Source organism: Minwuia thermotolerans, assembly GCF_002924445.1.
Taxonomy (GTDB): Bacteria; Pseudomonadota; Alphaproteobacteria; order Minwuiales; family Minwuiaceae; genus Minwuia; species Minwuia thermotolerans.
This window is the reverse complement of sequence record NZ_PIGG01000037.1, coordinates 38,484-61,171: the sequence shown is the minus strand read 5'-3', so window position 1 is coordinate 61,171 and position 22,688 is coordinate 38,484. Positions and strand designations below refer to the sequence as shown.

At 69.1% G+C, this 22,688-nt stretch carries 30 protein-coding genes; 27 read left to right on the top strand and 3 right to left on the bottom strand.

Annotation, left to right across the window (positions count from 1 at the left end):
* Positions 1–4 precede the first annotated feature (4 nt).
* The gene (locus CWC60_RS12145) at positions 5–1,855 is read right to left on the bottom strand and encodes an SLC13 family permease (RefSeq protein ID WP_109794213.1); all 1,851 of its coding nucleotides are present in this window, start codon (positions 1,853–1,855) and stop codon (positions 5–7) included.
* A gap of 286 nt (positions 1,856–2,141) precedes the next feature.
* Here CWC60_RS12145 and CWC60_RS12140 point away from each other — a divergent pair, with 286 nt between their 5' ends.
* On the top strand, positions 2,142–3,359 hold the full coding sequence (locus tag CWC60_RS12140) for a serine hydrolase domain-containing protein (protein WP_109794212.1): 1,218 nt from the start codon (positions 2,142–2,144) through the stop codon (positions 3,357–3,359).
* Entirely contained in the window at positions 3,356–3,946 is a 591-nt protein-coding gene (locus CWC60_RS12135; protein ID WP_109794211.1) for a histidine phosphatase family protein, read from the top strand. Before CWC60_RS12140 ends, CWC60_RS12135 begins: the two co-directional genes overlap by 4 nt.
* 296 nt (positions 3,947–4,242) lie before the next feature.
* On the opposite strand, the gene CWC60_RS12130 is transcribed toward CWC60_RS12135, so the two are convergent.
* A complete protein-coding gene (locus CWC60_RS12130; RefSeq protein WP_164516296.1) occupies positions 4,243–4,899 on the bottom strand; it encodes a S24 family peptidase in 657 nt (218 codons plus the stop codon).
* A gap of 314 nt (positions 4,900–5,213) precedes the next feature.
* Here CWC60_RS12130 and CWC60_RS12125 point away from each other — a divergent pair, with 314 nt between their 5' ends.
* The 25 genes from CWC60_RS12125 (at position 5,214) to CWC60_RS12010 (ending at position 21,733) form a co-directional block, all read left to right on the top strand.
* A complete protein-coding gene (locus tag CWC60_RS12125) occupies positions 5,214–5,507 on the top strand; it encodes a helix-turn-helix domain-containing protein (RefSeq protein ID WP_109792156.1) in 294 nt (97 codons plus the stop codon).
* A gap of 2 nt (positions 5,508–5,509) precedes the next feature.
* Positions 5,510–5,713, top strand: coding sequence for a hypothetical protein (locus CWC60_RS12120; RefSeq protein ID WP_109792155.1), 204 nt, complete (start codon positions 5,510–5,512; stop codon positions 5,711–5,713).
* Complete coding sequence (locus CWC60_RS12115; RefSeq protein WP_109792154.1) at positions 5,710–6,546, top strand: ParB/RepB/Spo0J family partition protein; 837 nt, start codon at positions 5,710–5,712, stop codon at positions 6,544–6,546. Before CWC60_RS12120 ends, CWC60_RS12115 begins: the two co-directional genes overlap by 4 nt.
* Complete coding sequence (locus tag CWC60_RS12110) at positions 6,546–7,004, top strand: DNA transposition protein (RefSeq protein WP_109792153.1); 459 nt, start codon at positions 6,546–6,548, stop codon at positions 7,002–7,004. Before CWC60_RS12115 ends, CWC60_RS12110 begins: the two co-directional genes overlap by 1 nt.
* Positions 7,004–8,947, top strand: coding sequence for a transposase domain-containing protein (locus CWC60_RS12105; RefSeq protein WP_109792152.1), 1,944 nt, complete (start codon positions 7,004–7,006; stop codon positions 8,945–8,947). The genes CWC60_RS12110 and CWC60_RS12105 overlap by 1 nt, the downstream gene beginning before the upstream one ends.
* A 66-nt stretch (positions 8,948–9,013) precedes the next feature.
* Positions 9,014–9,985 carry an AAA family ATPase gene (locus tag CWC60_RS12100; protein ID WP_109792151.1) on the top strand — a complete coding sequence of 324 codons (972 nt, stop codon included), beginning with the start codon at positions 9,014–9,016 and terminating at the stop codon, positions 9,983–9,985.
* The gene (locus CWC60_RS12095) at positions 9,972–10,310 is read left to right on the top strand and encodes a hypothetical protein (RefSeq protein WP_109792150.1); all 339 of its coding nucleotides are present in this window, start codon (positions 9,972–9,974) and stop codon (positions 10,308–10,310) included. The genes CWC60_RS12100 and CWC60_RS12095 overlap by 14 nt, the downstream gene beginning before the upstream one ends.
* Positions 10,307–10,750, top strand: coding sequence for a helix-turn-helix domain-containing protein (locus CWC60_RS12090; RefSeq protein WP_109792149.1), 444 nt, complete (start codon positions 10,307–10,309; stop codon positions 10,748–10,750). Before CWC60_RS12095 ends, CWC60_RS12090 begins: the two co-directional genes overlap by 4 nt.
* A gap of 67 nt (positions 10,751–10,817) precedes the next feature.
* Positions 10,818–11,462 (top strand): DUF3164 family protein, encoded by a 645-nt coding sequence (locus tag CWC60_RS12085; RefSeq protein ID WP_109792148.1) that lies wholly within the window; start codon positions 10,818–10,820, stop codon positions 11,460–11,462.
* On the top strand, positions 11,459–11,671 hold the full coding sequence (locus CWC60_RS12080; protein WP_109792147.1) for a hypothetical protein: 213 nt from the start codon (positions 11,459–11,461) through the stop codon (positions 11,669–11,671). Before CWC60_RS12085 ends, CWC60_RS12080 begins: the two co-directional genes overlap by 4 nt.
* Entirely contained in the window at positions 11,668–12,039 is a 372-nt protein-coding gene (locus CWC60_RS12075) for a TSCPD domain-containing protein (protein ID WP_109792146.1), read from the top strand. The genes CWC60_RS12080 and CWC60_RS12075 overlap by 4 nt, the downstream gene beginning before the upstream one ends.
* A 2-nt stretch (positions 12,040–12,041) precedes the next feature.
* On the top strand, positions 12,042–12,311 hold the full coding sequence (locus tag CWC60_RS12070; protein ID WP_109792145.1) for a hypothetical protein: 270 nt from the start codon (positions 12,042–12,044) through the stop codon (positions 12,309–12,311).
* Between the two features lie 4 nt (positions 12,312–12,315).
* A complete protein-coding gene (locus tag CWC60_RS12065) occupies positions 12,316–13,029 on the top strand; it encodes a hypothetical protein (RefSeq protein WP_109792144.1) in 714 nt (237 codons plus the stop codon).
* Positions 13,026–13,706, top strand: coding sequence for a methyltransferase (locus tag CWC60_RS12060; protein ID WP_109792143.1), 681 nt, complete (start codon positions 13,026–13,028; stop codon positions 13,704–13,706). The genes CWC60_RS12065 and CWC60_RS12060 overlap by 4 nt, the downstream gene beginning before the upstream one ends.
* A complete protein-coding gene (locus tag CWC60_RS12055) occupies positions 13,703–14,440 on the top strand; it encodes a regulatory protein GemA (RefSeq protein WP_164516295.1) in 738 nt (245 codons plus the stop codon). The genes CWC60_RS12060 and CWC60_RS12055 overlap by 4 nt, the downstream gene beginning before the upstream one ends.
* Complete coding sequence (locus CWC60_RS12050; RefSeq protein WP_109792141.1) at positions 14,433–14,786, top strand: hypothetical protein; 354 nt, start codon at positions 14,433–14,435, stop codon at positions 14,784–14,786. The genes CWC60_RS12055 and CWC60_RS12050 overlap by 8 nt, the downstream gene beginning before the upstream one ends.
* 89 nt (positions 14,787–14,875) lie before the next feature.
* The gene (locus CWC60_RS12045; RefSeq protein ID WP_109792140.1) at positions 14,876–15,361 is read left to right on the top strand and encodes an N-acetylmuramoyl-L-alanine amidase; all 486 of its coding nucleotides are present in this window, start codon (positions 14,876–14,878) and stop codon (positions 15,359–15,361) included.
* Positions 15,358–15,522, top strand: coding sequence for a hypothetical protein (locus CWC60_RS23640; protein WP_164516294.1), 165 nt, complete (start codon positions 15,358–15,360; stop codon positions 15,520–15,522). The genes CWC60_RS12045 and CWC60_RS23640 overlap by 4 nt, the downstream gene beginning before the upstream one ends.
* A complete protein-coding gene (locus CWC60_RS12040) occupies positions 15,522–16,130 on the top strand; it encodes a 3TM-type holin (RefSeq protein WP_109792139.1) in 609 nt (202 codons plus the stop codon). Before CWC60_RS23640 ends, CWC60_RS12040 begins: the two co-directional genes overlap by 1 nt.
* A 13-nt stretch (positions 16,131–16,143) precedes the next feature.
* Positions 16,144–16,593: a hypothetical protein gene (locus CWC60_RS12035; protein WP_109792138.1), complete on the top strand. Its 450-nt coding sequence runs from the start codon at positions 16,144–16,146 to the stop codon at positions 16,591–16,593.
* Positions 16,590–16,895 (top strand): VpaChn25_0724 family phage protein, encoded by a 306-nt coding sequence (locus tag CWC60_RS12030; RefSeq protein WP_109792137.1) that lies wholly within the window; start codon positions 16,590–16,592, stop codon positions 16,893–16,895. Before CWC60_RS12035 ends, CWC60_RS12030 begins: the two co-directional genes overlap by 4 nt.
* Position 16,896: 1 nt before the next feature.
* Positions 16,897–17,454: a phage protein Gp27 family protein gene (locus tag CWC60_RS12025; protein ID WP_164516293.1), complete on the top strand. Its 558-nt coding sequence runs from the start codon at positions 16,897–16,899 to the stop codon at positions 17,452–17,454.
* Entirely contained in the window at positions 17,451–18,938 is a 1,488-nt protein-coding gene (locus tag CWC60_RS12020) for a phage terminase large subunit family protein (RefSeq protein WP_109792135.1), read from the top strand. Before CWC60_RS12025 ends, CWC60_RS12020 begins: the two co-directional genes overlap by 4 nt.
* Positions 18,938–20,533 (top strand): DUF935 domain-containing protein, encoded by a 1,596-nt coding sequence (locus tag CWC60_RS12015; protein ID WP_109792134.1) that lies wholly within the window; start codon positions 18,938–18,940, stop codon positions 20,531–20,533. Before CWC60_RS12020 ends, CWC60_RS12015 begins: the two co-directional genes overlap by 1 nt.
* A gap of 3 nt (positions 20,534–20,536) precedes the next feature.
* Positions 20,537–21,733, top strand: a complete 1,197-nt coding sequence (locus CWC60_RS12010; RefSeq protein WP_109792133.1) for a phage head morphogenesis protein — start codon at positions 20,537–20,539, stop codon at positions 21,731–21,733.
* 232 nt (positions 21,734–21,965) lie between these two features.
* Here the strand turns inward: CWC60_RS12010 and CWC60_RS12005 are convergent, their stop codons facing one another.
* Positions 21,966–22,685 (bottom strand): hypothetical protein, encoded by a 720-nt coding sequence (locus tag CWC60_RS12005; RefSeq protein ID WP_109792132.1) that lies wholly within the window; start codon positions 22,683–22,685, stop codon positions 21,966–21,968.
* Between the last annotated feature and the right edge of the window lie 3 nt (positions 22,686–22,688).

The following is a 22,688-nucleotide window of genomic DNA, read 5'->3' as shown; positions in this document are numbered from 1 at the left end:
GCCCCTACAACGGCCAGACGATCAGCAGCATGGGCACCGAGACGGCGAGGACGACGATCTCCAGCGGCAGGCCCATGCGCCAGTAGTCGGAGAAGCGGAACCCGCCCGGCCCCATGATCAGCGTGTTGTTCTTGTGCCCGATGGGCGTGAGGAAGGCGCAGGAGGCAGAGATCGCCACCCCCATCAGGAAGGTGTCCGGATTGACCTCCAGCCGCAGGGCGAGATCGATGGCGATGGGCCCGGTGATCACCATCGTGGCGACGTTGTTGAGCACGTCCGACAGCGTCAGCGTCACCACCATGATCGCCACCAGGGCGACGACGGCCGAATGGCCCTCGGTCCAGCCGGCGATCGAGTTCGCGATCAGCGCCGTGCCGCCGACGTTCTCGAAGGCGGCGCCGAGCGGCAGCAGGCAGGCGAGCATGACCACGACAGGCCACTCGATGCGGCTGTAGAACTCCCGGGCCGGGACCAGGCCGAAGGCCGCGTAGCCGGCGACGGCGATGGCGATGGCCACGGTGAAGGACAGCAGGCCCGCGGTCGCGACGGCGATCGCGCCGGCGAACAGGCCCACCGCAAGCGCCGCATTGAAGGGCTTGAAACCGGCGACGCTGATGCGGTTGACGGCAACGAGGCCGAGCTGGTCGAGGGTCAGCGACAGGCCCGCCTGACGGCCGGTGATCAGCAGTTCGTCGCCGGCCTCGATGGTGCGCCGGCTGATCCCCTCCCGCGTCACCGTGCCGGCCCGGGCGATGCCGAGCAGGGTGATGCCGTAGCGCTGGCGCATGCTGATCGAGGTCGCGGTCTGCCCCACGAGACGCGAATCGGCCCGCACGACTGTCTCGATGATCTCCGGGCCGCGCGCCACCGGCTTGTCCTCCTTCTCCTCCTCGGTCTCGCTGTCCTCGCCGTTCTTCCGGGCGTCCGGCCCGGCGGTTTCATCGGCGGCCCCGCGGTTCTTCTCGCTGTCGTCGATCTCGGCCTTCTGCAGATCGGAGAGCTTGATGAAGGCGGCGATGGCGTCGGTCGAACCCTCCACCACCAGCCGGTCGCCCGCCCGGATGCGCAGGGCGCGGACCGCGCCGCGATGGGTCTCGCCGTCGCGTATGAGGCCGACGAGACGGACATCCGCCTCCTCGGCTTCCTCGTCCAGCTCGACCCCGACACGGCCGTCCAGCCGCGAATCCTCGGGCACCAGCAACTCGGCCACGAAGGAGGCCGGATCGATCTCCCCCGGCCGATCCTCGCGCCGCGGTACCAGCCGCCAGCCGACAAGGGCCACGAACAGCACGCCGGCGACCGCCACAGCCGCGCCGACGGGCGCGAAATCGAACATGGAATAGGGTTCGCCGAGCTGCTGCTCGCGGACCGCGGAGGCGATGATGTTGGGCGGCGTGCCGATCAGCGTGACCATGCCGCCCAGGATGGTGGCGAAGGAGAGCGGCATCAGCGTCTGGCCGGGCGGCCGCCCGGCCTTGCGCGCGGCCTGGACGTCCAGCGGCATCAGCATGGCTAGGGCGGCGACGTTGTTGATCACCGCAGACAGCGCCGCGGCGACGCCGCCGAAAATGGTGATATGCGCCCCCGCCGAGCGGTTCTCGCGCAGCGCCAGCCGGGCCAGCATGCCGAGCACCCCGGAATTCTCGAAGGCCCGCGAGGCGATCAGCACCAGGGCGACGATGATCACCGCCGGGTTGGAGAAGCCGCTGAAGGCCTCGTCCTGGGGCACCAGTCCCAGCGTCACGCCCAGCAGCAGACCGCCGGCAGCCACCAGGTCGTGGCGCAGCCGGCCCCACAGCAGCATCCCCAGAATGACGGCGAAGAGCGAGAAGAGAAGGACCTGGTCGGTCGTCATGCGTGCCCCGATGCGCGGAAGGTGATCGACAGCTTAGGCGACGCCTCCGAACCGCTGCAACAGACGCCTGCGCCGCATTGTCATCCCGATGGTGCCCCGCGCCACTCGGGGATCGGGCGAGGCCGGACGCCGCCGTGCTTCCGCCGCCCGATGCCCGCGCGCCTGCGGCGGCGGGCATGACAGGGGTTTCTGCGCGCGCCCGGCGTCATCCGGCATCCCCGTTCCGGTCGCGCGCCGCGCCTGCTATAGAGCGGGCGGACCGGAGCGACTGGAGGGGAGAGCGGCGATGGAGACGATCAACGAAGGCGCGCGGCTGGGATTCGACGCCGCACGGCTGGACCGGCTGGGGCCGTGGATGGCGCGCTGGGTCGAGAAGGGCCGGCTGCCGGGCTGTTCGGTCGCCGTGAGCCGGCGCGGCGAGATCGCCTGGCAGGGCGGGACCGGCCTACGCAACGTGGCGGCGGCGACGCCGTGGACGGAGGACACCATCGTCCGCGCCTACTCCATGTCCAAGCCGATCACCTCGGTGGCGCTGATGATGCTGTTCGAGGAAGGGTTGTTCCACCTCGACGATCCTGTTGCCGCCTTTCTGCCGGAACTGAAGGACCTCAAGGTCCTGAAGCCCGGCGCAGCGTCGATCGACCAGGTCGAGGACTGCCGCACGCCGCAGACCATCCATCATCTGCTGACCCACATGTCCGGCTTCACCTACGGCTTCCAGGGCGGCGTGCTGGGCGACGCCTACGAGGCCCGCAAGCTGGCCTTCGGCCCGAAGGCCGAGAGCCTGGAGGCGGAAGTGAAGCGTCTGGCGGAGCTGCCGCTCGCCTTCCAGCCCGGCGCACGCTGGAACTACGGCGTTTCCACCGACGTCGCCGGCCGGCTGGTCGAGGTGATTTCCGGCCAGCCGCTGGACCTGTTCCTGCGCGAGCGCATCCTCGATCCGCTGGGCATGGCCGACACGGATTTCTCGGTGCCCGACGACAAGCTGGACCGCTTCGCCGAGCTCTACACGCCCAACGAGGACCTGTCGCTGAAGCTGGCCGACACGGCCGAGCGCTCGGTCTACCGCGCGGCCAATGTCCGCACCTTCTCGGGCGGCGGCGGACTGATGACGACGCTGGGCGACTACTGCCGCTTCGCCGACATGGTCCGCCGCATCGGCGAATGCGAGGCGGGGCGGCTGCTGGGGCCGCGGACCATGCGCTTCATGGCCTCCAACCACCTGCGCGGGGACCTGGCGGCCAACGGCCAGCCGGTCTTCTCGGAGGTCTCCTACGAGGGCATCGGCTTCGGCCTGGGCTTCGCGGTGATGCTGGAGCCCGCGCTGTCGAAGAACCTGGGCAGCCCCGGCGATCATGGCTGGGGCGGCATGGCGAGCACCGTGTTCTGGGTCGACCCGGTCGAGGACATGACGGTGGTCTTTCTCACCCAGTTGATGCCGTCGAGCTTCTATCCCCTGCGCAAGGAACTGCGCGCGCTCGTCTATCAGGCGCTCGCCGATTGAGCGGGACGGCGGCCCGTTTCCTCTGGATCCGCCACGCGCCTTCAGCCGGCGCCGAAGGGCGCTGGACGGGACGGCGGAGCGATCCGCACGCCGTCCTGCCCGCGCCGGCCGAGCTGGGGCCGCTATGGGATGCATGCAGCGGCATCGATCATGTCGTGACCAGCCCGCTGCGCCGCGCCCGGGAGACCGCCGGGGCGCTGTTTCCCGAGCATGCGCCCCGTATCGTCGAGGCCCTGGCGGAGCAGGACTTCGGCGCTTGGGACGGCAGGGCATATGCAGATGCATCGATGCCGCCGGGCCTCGACGCCGCGGGCATTGCCGGCTTCCGCCCGCCGGGCGGCGAGAGCTTCGCCGACCTGCTGGAGCGCGTCCGTCCGGCCATCGCCGGCCTGGCGGAAACCCATGCGGACCGGCGCCTTGCCGTCGTCGCCCATGGCGGCGTCATCCGCGCGGCGCTGGCGATGGCAATGCATGCAGATGCATTTTCCGCCGTCGCCTTCGACATCGCGCCGCTTTCCCTCACTTCGATCACGCTGTTCGAAGACGGCGCCGCGCGCATCGACCATGTGAACAGGGTGGTCGTCTGAGCCGACAAGCGTGACACCGAAGGGATGCGCCGGCTCAACCCCCTCCCGCTCCCGCTGAAGCGGGTGTTAACCGACACTTGATTCTGGAGTGATCCGGGACTTTCCGGGACGAGGCGGGACTATGCGGGACGGCGCGGAAAACCGGGGCTCCTGCATGGGGAGGTGTCAGGCGTCGTTCATGGCGTCTGAATCCGGAGTGGCGGTCGATCCGAGGAATCTCGCCAGTTGAAACCGGAATCGCGCGGCAGGCAATGAGCGGCCTATCAGACGTCAATTAGAGCGCCCCGAGAGGGCCATTAGATGAGCCTGCCAATCCAGCGGACACGACCGGCGACGTGGACCTGGTCGAGCTCGCCCGCGCCGATGGTCTGCTCAACATAGGCGGGATTGTCGGACTTCACCGAAACGCCGCCGGTGAAGAAGCGCTGGATGCGCTTGACCACCAGATTGCCGGCCATGGCGATGACGTAGATGGCGTCGTCGCGGAAGTGGTCGATCGAGGTGTCGATCAGCAGCAGGTCTCCGGAGCGGATGACCGGCTCCATGGAATCGCCGGCGGCCGTGATCAGGACCAGGTGGTCCGGGTCGGCGCGGAGCGCCTGGCGCACCCATTTCCGCTGGAAGGCCATGTAATCCACGACGTTTTCCTGATCGGAGAACATGCCGGGCCCGGCCGAGGCCTCGACATCGTAGCGGGGAATCATGACGAATCCAGGTTCCAGGCCGTTGGCGCTGCCCACGCCGTTCTCGATCGCCTTCACGCGTTCCCGGATGTCGGCGAGCTGGGTTTGTGTGTGGTTCTGCTGCTGGGCTGGCGGCTCGTCTGGCCGCATGGGCCCTTCGCCATAGGTGAGCCATTCGAGCCGGAATCCTGTGGCCTTAGCAATCTCGCCCAGCGCAATTGCCGAGGGCGTCGTACCGGTCTTGTAGCTCTGGAGACTGCGGACCTTCACGCCAGACCGGTCGTTAACAGCCTTGTCGCCGCCTGCGCATGATATTGCGTACCGAATCCGCTCCTGCATTTCGGAGTTCGGCCCCGGAACTGCGAAATCCGCTTCGTTCTTAACAGACATTTTCGTTGTTCCCGCAAGTGAATGATATTGCGGAGAAAATCCAAAATTGCATGATCATGCGCTCTATCTTGAACTACGAAGCGCGAAATTATGTTGATAGAAGCCCATAATTTTGCGTACCCTCGTCTCAGTTGCGATGCGCATAGCGCGAACAAAGCCGGCCTGGCGGGGCCGGCGATCGGACAGAGAGACGGATGGCCCAGAAGGCAAGGAACGCAGACCCGAACGACATCATGGCCGAGATCCGCAAGCGGATCGGGTCCATGTCGGAACTCGCGCGCCGTCACGGCGTCTCGACCTCGACGATCCGCTGCGCCACCCGCAGGCCGCAGCCGACCGGCAACCGCATCATCGCCGAGTTCCTGGGCCGGAGCGTGCACGAACTCTGGCCCGAATGGTTCGACGCCGACGGCAACCGCCGTCTCTCCAGCCTGAACCGTAGCGCCGGGCGCGGCCGGAGTCAGTGTCAAAAGCGGGAGGCGGCGTAGACATGGGCGCCCGCACCAAGCTCCGCCCGACGACGCTATCCAAGCATGAAGCGCAGCTGGCCCAGTGCTCCGGCAAGAAGCGCTTTCCGAATGGCACCCTCGCGCACCGCGCCCTCAAGGGCCGCCGGAAGATCAAGGGCCGCGAGGCCTATCGCTGCGAATTCTGCGGCGGCTGGCACCTCGGCGTCTCGAGTACCGCGCCATGACCGGTCTCGTCCTGAAGCGCATCCCCGTCGCCGACATCCTTGTCGGGCGCCGCATCCGTCCCGTCGACCGGCGGGCGCTCGGGCCTCTCAAGGCGGACATCGAGGTCCACGGACTTCGCAACCCGATCGAAGTCGGCCAGGAGGAGGGAGGGCGCTGGCGCCTGGTTGCCGGCCTGCACCGGCTGACCGCGGTCCAGGAACTCGGCCACGAAGAGATCGACGTGCTCGTCTGCGAGGACGACGCCAATGCCCGGCGCGAGCGCGAGCTGATGGAGAACCTCTGCCGCATCGAGCTCTCCGCGCTGGAGCGGTGCCAGTTCCTGCACCAGCTGAAGTGTCTTTTCCAGGAGCGCACTCACGCCCGGCACGGCGGCGACCGGCGGAGCGATCACGCGACCAATGTGCCACGGTTGGCAGATTGGTATCGCTCCGTCGCGCTGCGGGCGAGTTGCAGCGCCAGAACCGTCCAGCGCCAGGCGCTGATCGGCCACGACCTGGACGAGCTCGCCGCCGACAGGCTGCGCGGCACCCCGTTCGAGGACAGCCAGCGGGAGCTGGAGTCGCTGTCGCGGCTGGAACCGCGGAAGCAACAGCGCGTCGCGCTGTTGCTGACGGCCGAGGACGAGGCCGCCCGCGCGGCGAGCGTGGCCGACGCCCTGGCGAAGGTCGATGGCGAGACCGAAGCGCCCGAGGCGAAGACGCCGACCAGCCGCATGTGGAATCTATGGAACCGGGCCTCGGCCGACGAGCGGCGCGCCTTCGTCGCCGAGCTGGACGAGGACGAGCTGGCCGACGCCGTCGCCGCCCGCGGCTACCGTCTGGAGCGCATCTGATGGCGCGGCGCCGGGATGGTCAGACGCTGGACCTGTTCGAATGGGAGCCGCCCAAGCTGGTGGCGCGCTATGACGAGCAGCGCGTCCGCGCCGCCGACCTCAGGATCAGGATCGCGCGGGCCATTTCCGAGACGCTGAACGACTGCGAATTCGACCGCAGCGAGGTGGCCAAGGCCATGTCGGAGTGGCTCGGCGAGGCCGTCAGCAAGTCGACGCTCGACGCCTATGCCAGCCCGGCGAAGGAAGAACACACGATCAGCTTCCTGCGTCTGATGGCGCTGGTCCACGTCACCGGCGACCGGCGGCTGCTGCAGATCGCGGCGGAGCCGTTGGGCTGGTCGGTGATCGAGGACCGCTGGCTGCCCTGGGTCGAAGTGGGCCAGCTGGCCGACGCCAAGGAAGACCTGGACCGCCACTACGACATGGCGCGCCGCCTCGCCCGAAAGGGCATCCGCTGATGAAGGACTGGTGGACAGCGGCCGAGCTGGCGGAGGCAGGGCTGAGTGGTCTGCCGACCACTGTTCGCGCGATCCAGCTGATGGCCAGGCGGGAGTGCTGGGCCGACCGGCGGAGGGTCGCCGGCGACCCTTTGGCCCGGAAGCGCAGGGGCCGCGGCGGGGGCATGGAGTACCACCGCAGCGTTCTGCCCGAGCGGGCGCAGATGGCCATCGCGAAGGCCGCGCTGGCCGCGCCCGTCGACACGGCCGCGCCGACGGCGCCCGGATCGACGGCCGAGCGGGTCGACTGGAGCTGGTTCGAGAGCCTGCCTGACAGCCGGAAGCGCAAGGCGCGGGAACGGCTGAAGGTCCTGGAGGAGATCGAGGCGCTGAAACGCGGCGGCATGTCGAAGAACAACGCCGTCTGCGCCGTCGCCAACGCCCACAAGGTCGGCAAGTCGGCGGTCTATGACTGGTTCCGTCTCGTGGCAGGTCTCGATCGCGCCGACTGGCTGCCGGCGCTGGCGCCGAAGCACACCGGCCGGACGAAGACCGCCGGATGCGATCCGCGCGCCTGGGAGTTTCTGAAGGCCGACTATCTCCGACTGTCGCAGCCGAGTTTCGAGACCTGCTACCAGCGGCTGGAGCTCGCCGCCGGCGAACATGGCTGGACCATCCCGGCGAAGCGGACCCTGCAACGGCGCCTCGAGAACGAAATCCCGCGACCGGTGCAGGTGCTGCTGCGCGAGGGCTATGACGCCCTGCACCGGCTCTACCCGCCGCAGGAGCGCGACCGCTCCTTGTTCCACGCCCTGGAAGCGGTGAACGCGGACGGCCACAAGTGGGACGTCTTCGTGCGGTGGTACGACGGCAGAATCGTGCGGCCGATGATGGTCGCCATCCAGGACCTCTATTCCGGCGCCCTCCTGAGCTGGCGCTTCGATGTCAGCGAGAACGCCGACACGGTGCGGCTCGCCTTCGGCGACGTCTTCCGCAAGTACGGCATTCCCGATCGCGTCTGGCTGGACAATGGCCGGGGCTTCGCCTCGAAGTGGATCACCGGCGGCACGCCCAACCGCTACCGCTTCAAGGTGAAGCCCGAGGAGCCCGCCGGCGTGCTGACGGCGCTCGGCATGGAAATCCACTGGACCCGCCCCTACAGCGGCCAATCGAAGCCGATCGAGCGCGCCTTCAAAGACCTCTGCGATTCCATCGCGAAGCATCCCGCCTTCGAGGGCGCCTATACCGGCAATCGCCCCGACGCGAAGCCCGAGAACTACGGCTCGAAGGCGGTACCGGTGGAGACTTTCATCGAGACCGTCGAGCAGGGCATCCGTCTGCACAACACGCGGCCAGGCCGCAACACGCGGGTCTGCCGCCGGAAGCTCAGCTTCGAGGAGGCGTTCCGACAGAGCTACAGCCAGTCGCTGATACGGAAGGCGACGCCGGAGCAGCTGCGCATGTGCATGCTCGCCGCCGAGAAGGTCCGCGCCGACCGTGAGTCCGGCTCCATCCGGCTGCTGGGCAACCGCTACTGGTCCGAGGCTCTGGTCGAACACGCCGGCGAGGCCCTGACCGTCCGCTTCGACCCCGATCATCTCCACGACGGCATCACCGTCTATCGCCTGGACGGGCAGATGATCGCCGAGGCCGCGTGCCTGGAGGCCGCCGGCTTCGCCGACACGGGCCAGGCGCGCGACCACAACCGCAAACGCAGCGCCTTCAAGCGCGCGACCAGGGAAGCGGCGGAAATCGAGAAGTCGCTCTCGCTGGAGGAGTACGCGCGGCTGCTGCCCGACGTGGACGAGCCGGTAGCGCCCGAGGCCCCGGCAATCCGTCTGGTCGCGAATGGCAGCCAGGCGGCCGCGGCGGCGCCGGCGGAGGAACAGGATTTCGATTTCGACGAGGCGTTCGCCCGGACGATGGCGCAGGAGCGCCGTCACCTCCGGCTGATCGAGGAGTAGGGGCGGGCGGCCGCGCCACGGCCATCCCGCCCCTGAGCAACAACTGCACAAGCGAAAGGCTACAGCATGAACGCTCCCAAGGACCAGACCCTTACAGACGCCGAGATCGAGGCGATCCGCGCCGAGGCGAAGAAGCTGATCGCGGACGAGAACCTTTCTCACGCCTCAGCCGCCCGGGACGCCGGCATTGCTGCGCCGACCATGAGCGCCTGGCTGTCGGGCACCTATACCGGCCGGAACGACAATGTCGCCGGCAAGGTGCAGCTCTGGCTTGCTTCCCGCGAGGAACGCAAACGCGCCCGTTCGTCCCTGCCGCAGGCGCCGATGTTCGTGAAAACCCGGACCGCTTCGAGTGTCACCGACGTCCTGCAATGGGCGCAAATCGGGCCGGACATCGTCGTCGTCGCCGGCGGCGCCGGTATCGGCAAGACCACGGCCTGCGGGCATTACGCCGGGACGAACCCGAATGTCTGGATGGCGACCATGCAGCCGTCGACGGCAAACGTCTATCCGATGCTCCAGGTCATCGCCCAGGCCCTGCAGCTGACCGAGAAGAGCCCGACGAAGCTGCCCGAGGCCATCGGCGCCCGGGTGCGCGACACGGGCGGGCTGCTGATCGTCGACGAAGCCCAGCACCTGGTCTCCAAGGCGCTCGACCAGCTCCGCTCGCTCCACGACCTCTACGGCGTCGGTATCGCGCTGGTGGGCAACGAGAGTGTCTACGGCCGGCTGCAGGGCGAGGGCCGGCGGCCGGAGTTCGCGCAGCTGTTCAGCCGGATCGGCATGCGGTTCACGCGAGGCAAGCCCTGGCCGGAAGACGTCTGCGAACTGATCGGCGCCTGGAAGGTCACCGACCCGGACACGGTCCGGCTGCTGAAGGCGGTCGCCACCAAGCCGGGCGCGCTCCGCGGCATGACCAAGGTGCTGCGCATCGCGAGCGCCTTTGCCAACAGCAAGGGGGAGCCGCTCAACGTCACCCACGTCAGCGCCGCCTGGAAGCGGCTCTCCGAGGATGGAGGCGACAATGCTCAGCACTGACCTGCAACACCATGTCGACCAGCTCCGCGACCTGATGCGGAGCGGCGAGCTCACCGAGGAGCGGCTTCAGTATGCGCTGCTCGGCTTCGAGGAGACGATCGAACGGGTCGCCGAACTGGAGCTGATGCGGGTGGTCGCCGAGCCCGCACAGCACGCCCTTGGCGGCTCGACCGTCCGCGTCTGCCGGCCCGGCGAAGTCCCGCCGCCGGCCGGCTATCGCGAGGCCGCGCCGCAACAGATCGACGGCTTCGGCGAGGTGGCGAGCTTCGAGCCCGACCCGACGCAGCCGGTGGTGCGCCTGGAAGACTTCAGGGGGCGGCGATGAACGCCATTGCCGCCAACCAGTTCGAAAGCCGGATGCTGCAGGTCGCGGAACGGACCGCCGAGGCTTGCGGCGTGACGGTCGAGGCGATGATGAGCGAGGCCCGGAACAGGGAGACCTCGCAGGCCCGGCACATTGCCGCCTATCTCATCTACCGGCGCCTGGGCAAATCCTCATCTCAGATCGGCCGGTTCTTCGGGCGCGATCACACCAGCATCCTGCACGGCATTCGCAAGACCGAGCACGCGCTCAGGACGCAGCCGGACGTCGCCAAGGTCGTCCAGGGGATAAACGCGGATTTCGCTCTCGAGGATTTCGAAGTGTTGCGCGAGGCCGGCCGCGCCGACCGCGAGCGCCTGATCTGGCGGCTGGAGAAGCTGGCCGACGGGATCGAACGCACCCTCCAACAGCTGCGCGAGGAGCTCTGCGATGAGACGCCGTAGCCACCTCCGCCGCTTCATCCGCCAGCAGCTGCGCTGGCTTCACCTCATCTGGGCAAGGAGCTGATCTATGAATGTCGAAATACCCGATGGCTTCATCATGGACGCGAAGGGCCGGCTGGTGCCCGAGGACATGGTCAAGGACCACGAGCGCCTGGAGGACCAGACGGTCCGCAAGATCCTGGGCTATGCCGAAGAGCTGAATGCGCAGATCGCGCGGTTCCGCGGCCACACCTTCGACGATGTCGCGACCTTCATGGACCTGCTGTCCGAGAAGTACGGCGTCACGCGCGGCGGCAAGAAGGGCAACGTCACCCTGATCACCTTCGACGGCTGCATGAAGGTGTCCGTGCAGGTGCAGGACTCGCTCACCTTCGGGCCCGAGCTGCAGGTCGCCAAGGAGCTCTTCGACGCCTGCATCTCGGCATGGTCGGAGGGCGCGGACGCGAAGATCCGCACGCTGGTCGACCACGCCTTCCAGGTCGACAAGGAGGGCCGGATCAACCGCGAGGCGCTGTTCGGCCTCCGCCGGCTGGAGATCGACGACGACGGCTGGCGGCAGGCGATCGCTGCGCTGAACGACTCCATCCGCATCCAGGGCAGCCGCGAGTATGTCCGCTTCTACAAGCGCGACCATCCGCGCGAGCCGTGGACGCCGGTGACCATCGACCTCGCCAGCGCCAGGGCGCCGGCCGAGCTGGCGGGCGCGTCATGATCTCTACCCGCTTCCAGCCCGGCCCGGCCGACAAGCAGGCGTTGCCGCACCCGGTGATCGACACCCATTTCGGCGATGATGTCGTCGCCCGCTTCCGCAGCGAGTGCCTGGCGCGCGAGTTCTGCCGCCGGCTCAATGAGCCGTTCTACCGCCCCACGCCGCCGCATTTCCAGCTTGCGGGCGCGATGGCAGCCGGAGGTCAACCGTGACCGCGGCCGCCCGCCAGCGCCTGCCGGAGCGGCGGCCGTCCGTCTCAGAGACGATCGAGCGGAACGGCCTGTCGGCCGAAGTCAGCTGCGGCTTCGATCCGGCGACCGGCGAATTGCGCGAGATCTTCATCTTCGCCGGCAAGGAGGGCTCGGAGACCCGCCACGCCCTGGAGGACGCGGCCGTGATGGCGTCCGTCGCCCTGCAGCACGGCATTCCGCTGGAGGCGCTGCGCCGCTCGCTGGCCCGCGTCGCCACCGGCCCGATCGATCCGGAGAACCTGGACCGCCGGTCGGAGACCGCGCCGGCCTCCATGATCGGTCTGGCGCTCGACGCCGCCCAGCGGATCGCCGCGGATTTCGGGAGCTGACCATGCCGTCGCGCCCGACCACCACCGTCGAGGAGATGCGCCGCGTGATGATGAACCTTGCGCTGGCGGCCGCACCGGCCGGGCGCTCCTCGCGCAGCGCTGAACGCCGGCAGGTGATCACCCGTGCGGTGACAGAGGCCAACGAGGTGCTGAACGCCGAGCTGATCCTGCCGCAACCGGAAGCCTGCCAGCACTGCCTCCGCCGGCTGGCTGAGGCCGCGGACGCCGAGGCGCGCGAGCGGCCGGGCTTCCGCTGCGACATCGAGGGCTGAGGCGATGGCCGCGGGCATGACCTGGAGCAGGGAGACTCGCAAGCACGTCCGCCGCCTGGCGAAGGCCGGGCTCGAGCCGGCGGAGATCGCCGCGCGGACCATGAAGCCGTACCAGGCGATCCGCGACTTTATTGATCTCGAACTGAAAGACGCGAGGTCGACGCCAGAAGCCAGCATGCTTAACGATTCACATCCAGCGCCGACCCGGCCGAAAGCCATCTCCACCTCTGTGGACAGGTCTTGCAGACCCGAAAACAAGGCTGTGACCCCGGCCTGCAACGAACCTCGGCCTCTGGATAAATGCTGTCAACCCACTCCCGCGACATATCCCGCTACCTCCCTCCACGCGTCTCCGCCGGCGGCGAAGCCTCAGCCGGCGATCAAGCAGGCTTCAAAGCCCGTTGAGAAGGCAATCGAACCCGCCCGCGCGCCGTCCTTTCCGGCGCTGCCGGCGCGGCGGCCGCAGGAGATCGCGCGCACGAGCCTGCGCCGGTCGGCCGAGGAGCAGGCGGCGATCGACGCGTTCCTGGCGAAGGGCAAGGTCACGAAATTGCCGCCCGGCCACGCCGCCGGAATCAGCGCGATCGAGATGGAGCACCACGCCGCGCCGCTCTCGATCGAGCAGCTGAAAGGCGGCGCGGCCCGGCTGAAGCGGCAGCGCGAGGCCGGCCGCAACGGCCGCCGCATCCGCGACGCGAAACGAGGAGTCGGCAAATGAGCCAGAACCGCAGCAGCGCCGTGATGGCGCAGCGGCGCGAGCCGCACGATTCTCTGGACTTCTTCCCAACGCCGCCCTGGGCGACGCGGGCGCTGATCGAGCACGTGCTGGTCGGCCTTGGCAAGTACGGCTATCGCAGCTTTCTCGCGCACTCGGTTGTCTGGGAGCCGGCCTGCGGCGAGGACCACATGGTCAATGCGCTTGCCGAGTATTTCGGCGAGGTCATCGGCACCGACGTCGACGCCAGAATGCACGGGGGGCCACCCCACGACTTCCTGATGCCGTACCTGCCCTACATCGTAGAGCACCGGCCGGGCCCTCACTTTGTCATCACCAACCCGCCCTTCCGGCTGGCGGCCGAATTCGTCGCCCGAGGCCAGGAGGTCGCGGAGATCGCGGTCGCCATGCTGGTCCGCACCGTCTTCCTGGAGGGCGCGGCGCGGTACCGCGAGATCTTCGAGTCGAACCCGCCACTGATCTTCGCGCCGTTCTCGGAGCGCGTGCCGATGCTCAAGGGCCGGCTCGATCGAAAGGCGTCGAGCGCGACGAGCTACGCATGGTTCGTCTGGCCGGGCCGGGATTTCAAACGGACCAGCATAGACCCGAAGCTGATTTGGATCCCGCCCTGCCGCAAGGCGCTGGAGCGGCCCGGCGACTACGAGGAACCGGACCGATGACCGTCCCGGCTAACCGGAAGGCGCTGCTGGCCAAGTCCGCGATCGCGGTGAAGCAGCTGGGGATAGAGGAGGCGGACTTCCGCGACCTGCTGGAAGCCCGCTACGGCGCGCGGTCCCGGACGAAGCTCTCCGACGATCAGCTGGTCGACCTGGTCGAGCACTTCAGGAGCCAGGGCTTCCGGCCGGCGAAGAAGGCGCGCGCCCGCCGGCCCTCCGCCACCCCGGGCGCGCGCGCGTCCAGTGGCATGCTTTCAAAAATCCGCGCGCTGTGGATCTCCGGCTGGCACCTGGGCGTGGTCCGCGACCGCTCCGACGAGGCGCTCAGCGCCTGGGCCCGGAACGTCACCCGTGTCGAGCGCGCCGAGTGGCAGCACGGCGAGGACGCCATGAAGGTGGTCGAGGGACTGAAGGACTTCCTCAGCAGGGAGGCCGGCGTGGCCTGGAACGAATGGGGCTTCGCCGGCCGCCCGCCCGAAGGGCTCAGGCCTGCGATGCGCGATCGCCTGGCGGTGCTGGCCGCCCAGGGCCGCAAGCTGCACGAGCTGGGCCGCTTCGAGACCGGCGACGCCTTCTACGTCGCCGCCGCGATCGGGCGCACCGCGCGGCCGAAGGATCACTACCCGCCGCGCCTGGACGAGCTCTCGGCCGAGGAGCTGGACCGCGTCATCGCCGCCTTCGGCCGGCGCATCCGCCGCGCCGAGGGCATCCCCGAAGACAGGGCCGGCCATGGCTGAGGGCCAGCTCCCCGCCACGCTCAATCTTGTGGCCGACGCCGCCGGCGTCGAGGCGGCGCTGGAACTTGCGCTCTCGCGGGGCGGTACACGGCTGCGCGTGCCCCAGCGGGCCGAGGGCTCCGACCTCGCGGCCATCGTCGGCGTTGACGCCGCCCGGGCGATCGTGGACGCTCTGGCCGACGAGCGCCTCGAGATACCGCTGGCCAAGGCGGTGATCTACCGCTGGCTCCGCGCCAAGAACTGGAGCCAGGAGCGCGCCGGCGCCGCGGTGAAGATCTGCCGCCGCACCGCCCAGCACTGGGACCGCGACCCGAAGCCCGCCGCCCAGATCGACCTCTTCGACTGATCCTGCCGGGGCGTAACCGTTACGCCCTTATTCGCACGGGGCAGAAGCCCGACCATGGCCGCAAATCACCCCGGTCCTGGGAGCGCCCGTTGCGCCATATCGATACCATCATCATCCACGGCGCCCACACGCCGCCCGGCATGGACATCGGGGTCGCGGAAATGCGGCCGTGGCACACCGACCCGCCGCCGGAGGGGCGCGGCTGGGATGACATCGGCTACAACTACGTCATCCGCCGCAGCGGCAAGACGGAGCCAGGCCGCGATCTGGACCGGGACGGCGACGTCGACGAGGAAATCGGCGCCCACGCCTATGGCCACAACGCGCAATCGATCGGCATCTGCCTGGTCGGCGGCAGGGCCGAGGACGCCGACCGGCCCGACTTCAACTACACCGCGGCGCAGATGCTGGCGCTGACCGTGCTGGTCGAGCACCTGCGCCGGCGCTTCCCGACGATCAGGCGCGTGATCGGGCACCGCGACGTCAATCCGGGCAAGGCCTGCCCGTGCTTCGACGTCGGCGCGTTCTTCGCCGGCATGCCCGAGGCCGCGACCTTTCAGGGGGGCGGGGCATGAGCGCGCCGAGGAAGGCCCGCAGCCAGCGCGTGAAGAAGCGCGCCTTCCACCGCTGCCGCCATCACGGCGCGCCGGCCGAGGTGCCGCGGGCGCTCTCAGTCGAGGCCCTGAGCTTCCTGCGCAGCTACCCGTTCGACCATCTCTCGGCGAGGCGGGGCTGATGGTCCCCGCCATCATCGCCGCGGCACTGCCACTGGTCGCCGAGTTCCTGCCGTCGATCGGGCGGCTGATCAACGGCGAGAATGGCGAGCGCGTCGCGACCAGGGTGGTCGACGTGGCCCGGCGCGTCACCGGCGCCGAGACGCCCGAGCAGGCGCTGGAGCGTCTCCGGGCCGACCCCAGGCTGGTGGCCGAGCTGCAGCGCCAGGCGACCGCGATCGAGCTGGCCGAGATCGACTCGGAAGTCGCCCGCCACCGCCAGGTCAACGAGACCATGCGCGCCGAGATCGCCTCCGACGATCCGTATGTCCGGCGCTGGCGGCCGACGCTGGGCTACGCGGTCGCCTTCACCTGGGCGCTGTCCATGCTGGGCCTGATGTTCGTGATCGGCTGGGTCGCGATCAATGAGCCGCGCGAGGCGCCGGCCATCTTCATCGCCCTGGGCGACGCCATCGCGTCGATCGCGCCGATCTGGATGTTCGCGCTCTCGGTCCTGGGCGTCAGCGTCTGGAAGCGTTCTGAGGACAAGAAGACGGCGGCCGGCGTGAACCGCGGGCCGGGTGTGATCGGTTCCATCCTCGGCCGCCTGACCGGCCGCGACGGTTCGTAGGAGGGGCGGCGCAATGGAGGAGATCAACTGGATCCCGATGATCATCGTTCCGGTGATCACGGTCATCATCAACATGGTGGTCGGCTGGGTCGCCTGGTCGATCCGCACGTCGGCAAAGCAGGAGATGGCCAACGTCTCCGCGAACATGACCGAGCAGCTGGCGAGCGTCTCGTCGTCCATCCGCACAGAACTCGCCGAGGTCTCCTCGGAGATCAAGAAGTCGCTCGACGAACATGACAAGCGGCTGCAGGAGCTGGAACTTCGCCACCAGTACGCGCCCGGCCACGAAGACCTGCAGCGGCTGCACGACCGGGTCTCGAACGTGAAGGACGCGGTGACCGCCATGGCCTCCGAAGTGCAGGGCGCGCATGCCGACATCGGCGGGCTGAAGCGCCTGATGGAGATCCTGGTCCGCCATCACATTCCCGAGGCCGGCGCACTGCAGAGGGGTGAGAAACGATGAGCCTTGCCGCATCCATCCGCGCCATGGTCCGGCGCGAGATCCTGCGCCTGCTGGCGGCCGACGCCGGCTACAGCCAGAACCACGCGATCATCCGCCGGGCGCTGGAAGTCTCCACGGCGCAGTCGCTGACGGAATCCGACGTCAAGGCGCACCTGTCGTGGATGGAGGACCGGGATCTGGTCACGACCGAGATCGTCGGCCCCTACGTCCTGGCGAAGCTGACCGACCGGGGCCTGACGGTGGCGCGCGGCGAGGAGCATGTCGACGGCGTGGAGCGTCCCCGGCCCAGCGAGCTCGGCTGAGATGCCCCCGCGCCACCAGATCGATCGCCTGCCGTCCGACGTCCGTCAGACCATCAAGCGCTGGCTGGCGGACGAGAACCGCTCGGTCGACGACTTTACCACCTTCCTGGCCGAGCTGCTGGCGCCGCACGAGATCAGCGTCTCGCGCTCCTCGGCGCACCGCTTCATGGTCAATCACGAGCGCACCGCGTCGCGGCTGCGCCAGGCGCGGGAGATGACCGAGGCGCTGGCGAAGGAGCTGCCGGACGCGGCCATGCAGGGCAAGCAAGGCCGCCTCCTGGTGGAGATGGCCAGGACCTTCGTCTTCGACCTGCTGGCCCAGGTGGACCAGGAAGGCGGCGTCCTGGATCCGAAGTCGATCGCCAATATCGGCAAGGGGCTGGCCGAGCTGGCGCGCGCCGCGCGCCTGGACCAGGACTTCGAGACCAAGGTCGAGGAAGCCCGCCGCAAGGAGCGCGAGGCGAGCGCCGACAAGGCCGAGGCCGCCGCCCGCAATGCGGGCCTCTCGGCCGACACGGTCAAGGGCATCCGCCACGCCATCCTGGGCATCGCCGCATGAACCAGGGCCCGATCGAGCAGCTGATGCCGAAGACGGCCGAGCTGCCGGCCGCGATGAAGGCCATGCCCCGCGGCGACATCCTGCTGCCGTACCAGGCGCGGGCCGTCACCATGACATCGGTCTCGGCCCTGCTGGTGATCGACAAGTCACGCCGCATCGGCCTGACCTGGGGCATGGCCTCCCACGCGGCGCTGACGGCCGCCGCCGCCCGCGGCGAGGGCGGCATGGACGTCTGGTACATGGGCTACGACCTGGAGATGGCGCGCGAGTTCATCGACGTGGTCGGCATGTGGGCGCGCGCCTTCGGCATGGCCGTCGGCGAGATGGACGAGATCGTCCTGGCCGACGACGAAAAGGACATCAAGGCGTTCCGGGTGAAGTTCGCCTCCGGCTTCGAGGTGGTGGCGCTGCCCTCCGTCGCCCGTGCGCTGCGCGGCAAGCAGGGCCTGGTGATCCTGGACGAGGCGGCGTTCTACTCGGATCTCGCCGAAGTTCTGAAGGCGGCCATGGCGCTGCTGATGTGGGGCGGCTCGGTGATCGTGGTCTCCACGCACAATGGCGTCGACAATCCGTTCAACCAGCTGATCGACGAGATCCGCGCCGGCCGGCGCAAGGGCGCGACCATGACCATCACCTTCGACGATGCGATCGCCGAAGGGCTCTACGAGCGCATCTGCCTGGTCACAGGACGAGAGGCCACGCCGGAAGGCCGCGCGTCCTGGTGCGCCGAGATCCGCGCCTTCTACGGCGCCGACGCCGCCGAGGAGCTGGACTGCGTGCCCTCGACCGGCGCGGGCTCCTGGATCGGCCTGGACGACATCGTCGCCGCGCAGCACCCGGAAGCCGGCCGCCCCGAGCTCTACCAAAAGGGCCTCGTCTTCTCCGGCTGGGACGTGGCGCGCCGCCGCGACCTGTCCGTCGTCGCCCCCTTCGAGATGGTCGGTGACGTGCTCTGGCTGCGCGAAGAGACCTACATGCACAACCGCCGCTTCGCCGAGCAGTACGACGAGATCGGCCGGATGATGCGCGACTACCGCGTCGTCCGCCTGGCCATGGACCAGACCGGCATGGGCGAGGCGGTGGTCGAGGAAATCCAGGCGCGCCACGGCCAGGAGCGCTGCGAGGGCGTGATCCTTTCGGGCCCGCGCCGGCTCGACCTGGCCACGATCCTGAAGGCGCGCTTCGAGAACGGCACCATCCGCATCCCCGACAGCCCGGAGATCCGCGCCGACCTGCGCGCCATCAAGCGCGTCGCCGGCCCGACCGGCGCGCCGCGCCTGGTCAACGACGACACGGTCCACGCCGACATCTTCTGGGCCTATGCCTTGGCTGCGGCGGCCGCCGCCGAGGGCGCGTTCGAATACGGCTACGAAGCCGTCACCGGCACCGCCAGCGGCCGCGCCGGCGTGCTGGGCCGCCGCGCCGAGGATGATGACGGGCCGCCCTCGCTGGCCGGTTTCGCGCGATCGAAGGGAGCCTGGTGATGCCCGAGACGAGGATCCTGGACCAGTACGGCCGCCCGATCGAGCGGGGCAAGCTGACCGAGGAGCTGGCGGCGCCGTCGCTCCGTTCCGTCCGCCAGGTGATCTCCGACCACCCGGAGGCGGGGCTCACGCCCGCCCGGCTGGCGCGGCTGCTGCTCGACGCCGAGCAGGGCGAGCCCACGGCCTATCTGGAACTGGCCGAGGCGATGGAGGAGAAGTATCCCCACTACGCCGCCGTCGTCGGCGTCCGCAAGCGCGCCGTCGCCGGACTGGAGCTGCAGGTCGAGGCCGCCTCCGACGCGGCCGACGACGTGAAGGCGGCCGACCTGGTGCGCGAGGCCGTGGTGCGCGACGGCATCGAGGACGAGCTGATCGACCTGCTGGACGGCATCGCCAAGGGCTATGCCGTGGCCGAGATCATCTGGCGGCAGGAGGCCCGGGCCTGGTGGCCGGAGCGCCTGGAGTGGCGCGACCCGCGCTGGTTCCGGCCCTCGATCGAGGACGGCACGACGCTGCTGCTGCGCGACATCGCCGGCGATCTGCCGCTGGCGCCGTTCAAGTTCATCACCCATCACGCCCGCGCCAAGTCCGGCATCCCGATCCGCGCCGGCCTGGCCCGGGCGGCGGCCTGGCTCTACCTGTTCCAGAACTTCGGGCTGAAGGACTGGATCGTCTTCGCCGAGACCTTCGGCCACCCGATCCGCATCGGCCGCTACGATGCCGGCGCGAGCGCGGAAGACCGGAAGGTTCTGCTCAACGCGGTCAGCGCCATCGGCACCGACATGGCCGGCATCGTGCCGCGCTCGATGGAGATCGAGCTGATCGAGGCCAAGCTCGCCGGCAATATCGACCTGTTCGAGCGGCTCTGCGCCTATCTCGACCAGCAGGCCTCCAAGCTGGTGCTGGGCCAGACCGCGACCACCGACGCCATCGCCGGCGGTCACGCCGTGGGCCGGGTCCACGACGACGTGCGCGAGGACATTCGCGACGCCGACGCCCGCCAGCTCTGCGCCACGCTGGCGCGCGACCTGGTCAAGCCGCTGGTCGATCTCAACCTCGGGCCGCGGCGCGCCTATCCCAGGATGCGCCTGGTGGCGCCCGACGACATTCCGCTGGACAAGCGGATCGACGGGCTCAAGACCTTCGTGCCGATGGGCCTGAAGGTGCAGATGTCGGAGATCCGCGACATGCTGGGCTTCGCCGATCCGGACGAAGGCGCAGAGCTGCTGGTGGCGCCGGCGCCGCAGGCAGTCCCGCCGCCGGGCGGGACGGACGATCCGGCGGCGGACCCGGCCGAGACCGCCGCCCGGCGCGACCGCCTCACGACCGCAGCTGCGACCGGCGCGGAAGCCGACATGCTCGACAACCTCGCGATCGCGGCGCTGGAATCGGAGGGCTACGACCCGCTCTCCGACCTTGTCGCCGACGCCCTGGGCGAGCTGGCCGAGGCCGACGACTTCGACGACTTCGAGCGGCGCCTGCGCCGGCTGGTCGGCGGCGAGCCGCCGGACGGCGCCGTGGAAAGGCTGGGCGACATCCTGTTCCAGGCGAAGCTTGCCGGCCGCATCGGGGTGGGCCTGGACGAGGACGCCTGAGCCGTGGCGATCGAGCTCGAACCGCTGCCGCCGGCCGAGGCCGTCGCCTTCTTCCGCTCCAAAGGCTACCTCACCGGCTTCAGCTGGCGCGACGTCTCGGCCGAGCAGCACGGCCAGGCCTTCACGGTGGCCAAGGCGATGCGCCTCGACGTCATGGAGGCGATCCGGGGCGAGCTCGATCGCGCCCTGGCCGGCGGGACGACGTTCCAGGATTTCCGCAAGACGCTCACGCCCCGGCTGAAGGAGCTGGGCTGGTGGGGCCGCAAGCCCATGTTCGACGAGCTCACCGGCGAGACGATCGAGGCGCAGCTCGGCTCCGACCGGCGGCTCCGCATCATCTACGACGCCAATCTCCGCGCCGCCCACGCCGCCGGCCACTGGACCCGTATCCAGGCGACGAAACAGGATCTGCCGTATCTCCGCTACGTCGCCGTCCTGGACGGGCGCACGCGGCCGCAGCACCGCGCCTGGCATGGCACGCTGCTGCCGGTCGACCACGTGTTCTGGCAGACGCATTACCCGCCCAACGGCTGGCGCTGCCGCTGCCAGGTCCAGCAGGTCTCCGAGGGCCAGATGCGCCGGCGCGGCTGGCAGGTGACCGAGCCGCCGCCCGAGAGCGGGCCCGGCCGGGCGCACGTCAACCGCCGGACCGGCGAGGTGATCGAGGCCCCGGCCGGCATCGATCCGGGCTGGGGCCACAATCCCGGTATGGCGGCCGAGGGGCGGTTTCCCGATCCGGCCCGCTACACGGATGCCGACTGGGGCCACGCCGCCGCCAGGGCCGCGGTGGAGAGCCCGCACTTCGAGGATATCGTCCGCGGCACCGCCGGGGGCGCCGCGCCGGTCGCCTGGCTGGACGAGGCGCTCGCGGCCGCGATCGGGACGGACGTGCAGCGCGTGGATCTCTCGGCCGACACCATGCGGAAACAGCGCGGCGAGCTGCCCGGCAATCCCGGCCACCCGGAGCTGACCCTCGTCGATTATCGACGTCTTCCAGACCTCATCGGCGGCGGATCGGTCTACAGCGACCGGGAGCGGAGCCTGCTGATCTTCTCGGAGCACGAGGGCCGCTTCTACCGCATCGCCCTGAAGGCGACAGCGGACGGGCAGGCGGCGTTCCTGACCTCGTTCACGAAAGTGCGCCGCGAGAACGCCCTGCGCCAGCAGCGGCGTCGCCGGAAGATCGACCGCGGAGATTGAAGACCGGCGGGGTGGGCGCCCGATCTGAACCCACATTGCGCTCGACGCCGAAGGCGCCTGCTACGGCTTCGGGACTTTCACCGTGTATCCCGCCGGCACCGTCAATATAGCGATCCGCCCGCCGCGATGAAAGCCAGAGGGCCGGCGGTTGTGGGACCGATTGGAGATGACCTCCCAAAAGTGCTCAGTGCAGATCGGTGGATGGCCTCGATGACGGATCCGAAGGCAGGGGCTATTGGAAGGACTCCAAGATCGACCGCGTCATTTCGCTGAATTTCCGGAGCATCTCGGCAACGGGCGGACGACCGATGTCGGGAACGTCGGCCAGCGATACGCTCAGCGTGATGTTCAACTGCAGGCCCTCGTCGGCGTCCCATCGTGCGACTGGGTCGCCATCGGTGTAGGGGCCATCCCAGAGCGCGATCAGCCTGATATGACCGTTGCCGCTGACGTGGGCGTCCCCGCGTTCTATGCCGCAGACAAGCAGCTTCCGGTGCTTATCCGTCAGGTCCAGATGGTGAAGAGCGTAGAGTAGCGCGTTGCCGCCGCGAAACGGTCGGAAGCCCAGAATTGCTGCCTGGTCCGCTTCGGAAAGACGCCGAAACTTCTTCCTGGTTCTCTTGTCGGCGAGTCCCTGCTCCGATTTGGCGAAAGGAAAGTAAGTATCGGAGGGCTCCCGATGGCCGTTGCGCTCGGCGAGAGCGCAGGCGAGAAGGTCGAGCGCGCTTCGCTGCGCGTGGATGATGGCGCCAGTCTGAACGCCGATTGACCGGGGCACGGGAGCCGCAGTCTTGAAGAAATAGATCAGGCCGCGCCCCTCGGGATCCGGCACCGGTCTCAGCCGATAGGGCTTCTGATCCAGAAATCCCCTAAGCTTCTGATCGAGAGCATCGATCTGAGTATCGGCCCAATCGATCTTCGCAAACGCGTCTGCCAGATCATCTGGGTCCATGCC

What these genes read in the sequence shown, in the direction of transcription:
- CWC60_RS12140 (WP_109794212.1), top strand. Translation starts at nt 2,142, where the DNA reads ATGGAGACGATCAACGAAGGCGCGCGGCTGGGATTCGACGCCGCACGG.
- CWC60_RS12145 (WP_109794213.1), bottom strand. Translation starts at nt 1,855, where the DNA reads ATGACGACCGACCAGGTCCTTCTCTTCTCGCTCTTCGCCGTCATTCTG.
- CWC60_RS12020 (WP_109792135.1), top strand. Translation starts at nt 17,451, where the DNA reads ATGAACCAGGGCCCGATCGAGCAGCTGATGCCGAAGACGGCCGAGCTG.
- CWC60_RS12120 (WP_109792155.1), top strand. Translation starts at nt 5,510, where the DNA reads ATGGGCGCCCGCACCAAGCTCCGCCCGACGACGCTATCCAAGCATGAA.
- CWC60_RS12035 (WP_109792138.1), top strand. Translation starts at nt 16,144, where the DNA reads ATGGAGGAGATCAACTGGATCCCGATGATCATCGTTCCGGTGATCACG.
- CWC60_RS12085 (WP_109792148.1), top strand. Translation starts at nt 10,818, where the DNA reads ATGAATGTCGAAATACCCGATGGCTTCATCATGGACGCGAAGGGCCGG.
- CWC60_RS12070 (WP_109792145.1), top strand. Translation starts at nt 12,042, where the DNA reads ATGCCGTCGCGCCCGACCACCACCGTCGAGGAGATGCGCCGCGTGATG.
- CWC60_RS12050 (WP_109792141.1), top strand. Translation starts at nt 14,433, where the DNA reads ATGGCTGAGGGCCAGCTCCCCGCCACGCTCAATCTTGTGGCCGACGCC.
- CWC60_RS12095 (WP_109792150.1), top strand. Translation starts at nt 9,972, where the DNA reads ATGCTCAGCACTGACCTGCAACACCATGTCGACCAGCTCCGCGACCTG.
- CWC60_RS12030 (WP_109792137.1), top strand. Translation starts at nt 16,590, where the DNA reads ATGAGCCTTGCCGCATCCATCCGCGCCATGGTCCGGCGCGAGATCCTG.
- CWC60_RS12110 (WP_109792153.1), top strand. Translation starts at nt 6,546, where the DNA reads ATGGCGCGGCGCCGGGATGGTCAGACGCTGGACCTGTTCGAATGGGAG.
- CWC60_RS12115 (WP_109792154.1), top strand. Translation starts at nt 5,710, where the DNA reads ATGACCGGTCTCGTCCTGAAGCGCATCCCCGTCGCCGACATCCTTGTC.
- CWC60_RS12125 (WP_109792156.1), top strand. Translation starts at nt 5,214, where the DNA reads ATGGCCCAGAAGGCAAGGAACGCAGACCCGAACGACATCATGGCCGAG.
- CWC60_RS12055 (WP_164516295.1), top strand. Translation starts at nt 13,703, where the DNA reads ATGACCGTCCCGGCTAACCGGAAGGCGCTGCTGGCCAAGTCCGCGATC.
- CWC60_RS12025 (WP_164516293.1), top strand. Translation starts at nt 16,897, where the DNA reads ATGCCCCCGCGCCACCAGATCGATCGCCTGCCGTCCGACGTCCGTCAG.
- CWC60_RS12105 (WP_109792152.1), top strand. Translation starts at nt 7,004, where the DNA reads ATGAAGGACTGGTGGACAGCGGCCGAGCTGGCGGAGGCAGGGCTGAGT.
- CWC60_RS12015 (WP_109792134.1), top strand. Translation starts at nt 18,938, where the DNA reads ATGCCCGAGACGAGGATCCTGGACCAGTACGGCCGCCCGATCGAGCGG.
- CWC60_RS12090 (WP_109792149.1), top strand. Translation starts at nt 10,307, where the DNA reads ATGAACGCCATTGCCGCCAACCAGTTCGAAAGCCGGATGCTGCAGGTC.
- CWC60_RS12040 (WP_109792139.1), top strand. Translation starts at nt 15,522, where the DNA reads ATGGTCCCCGCCATCATCGCCGCGGCACTGCCACTGGTCGCCGAGTTC.
- CWC60_RS12080 (WP_109792147.1), top strand. Translation starts at nt 11,459, where the DNA reads ATGATCTCTACCCGCTTCCAGCCCGGCCCGGCCGACAAGCAGGCGTTG.
- CWC60_RS12005 (WP_109792132.1), bottom strand. Translation starts at nt 22,685, where the DNA reads ATGGACCCAGATGATCTGGCAGACGCGTTTGCGAAGATCGATTGGGCC.
- CWC60_RS12100 (WP_109792151.1), top strand. Translation starts at nt 9,014, where the DNA reads ATGAACGCTCCCAAGGACCAGACCCTTACAGACGCCGAGATCGAGGCG.
- CWC60_RS12065 (WP_109792144.1), top strand. Translation starts at nt 12,316, where the DNA reads ATGGCCGCGGGCATGACCTGGAGCAGGGAGACTCGCAAGCACGTCCGC.
- CWC60_RS23640 (WP_164516294.1), top strand. Translation starts at nt 15,358, where the DNA reads ATGAGCGCGCCGAGGAAGGCCCGCAGCCAGCGCGTGAAGAAGCGCGCC.
- CWC60_RS12060 (WP_109792143.1), top strand. Translation starts at nt 13,026, where the DNA reads ATGAGCCAGAACCGCAGCAGCGCCGTGATGGCGCAGCGGCGCGAGCCG.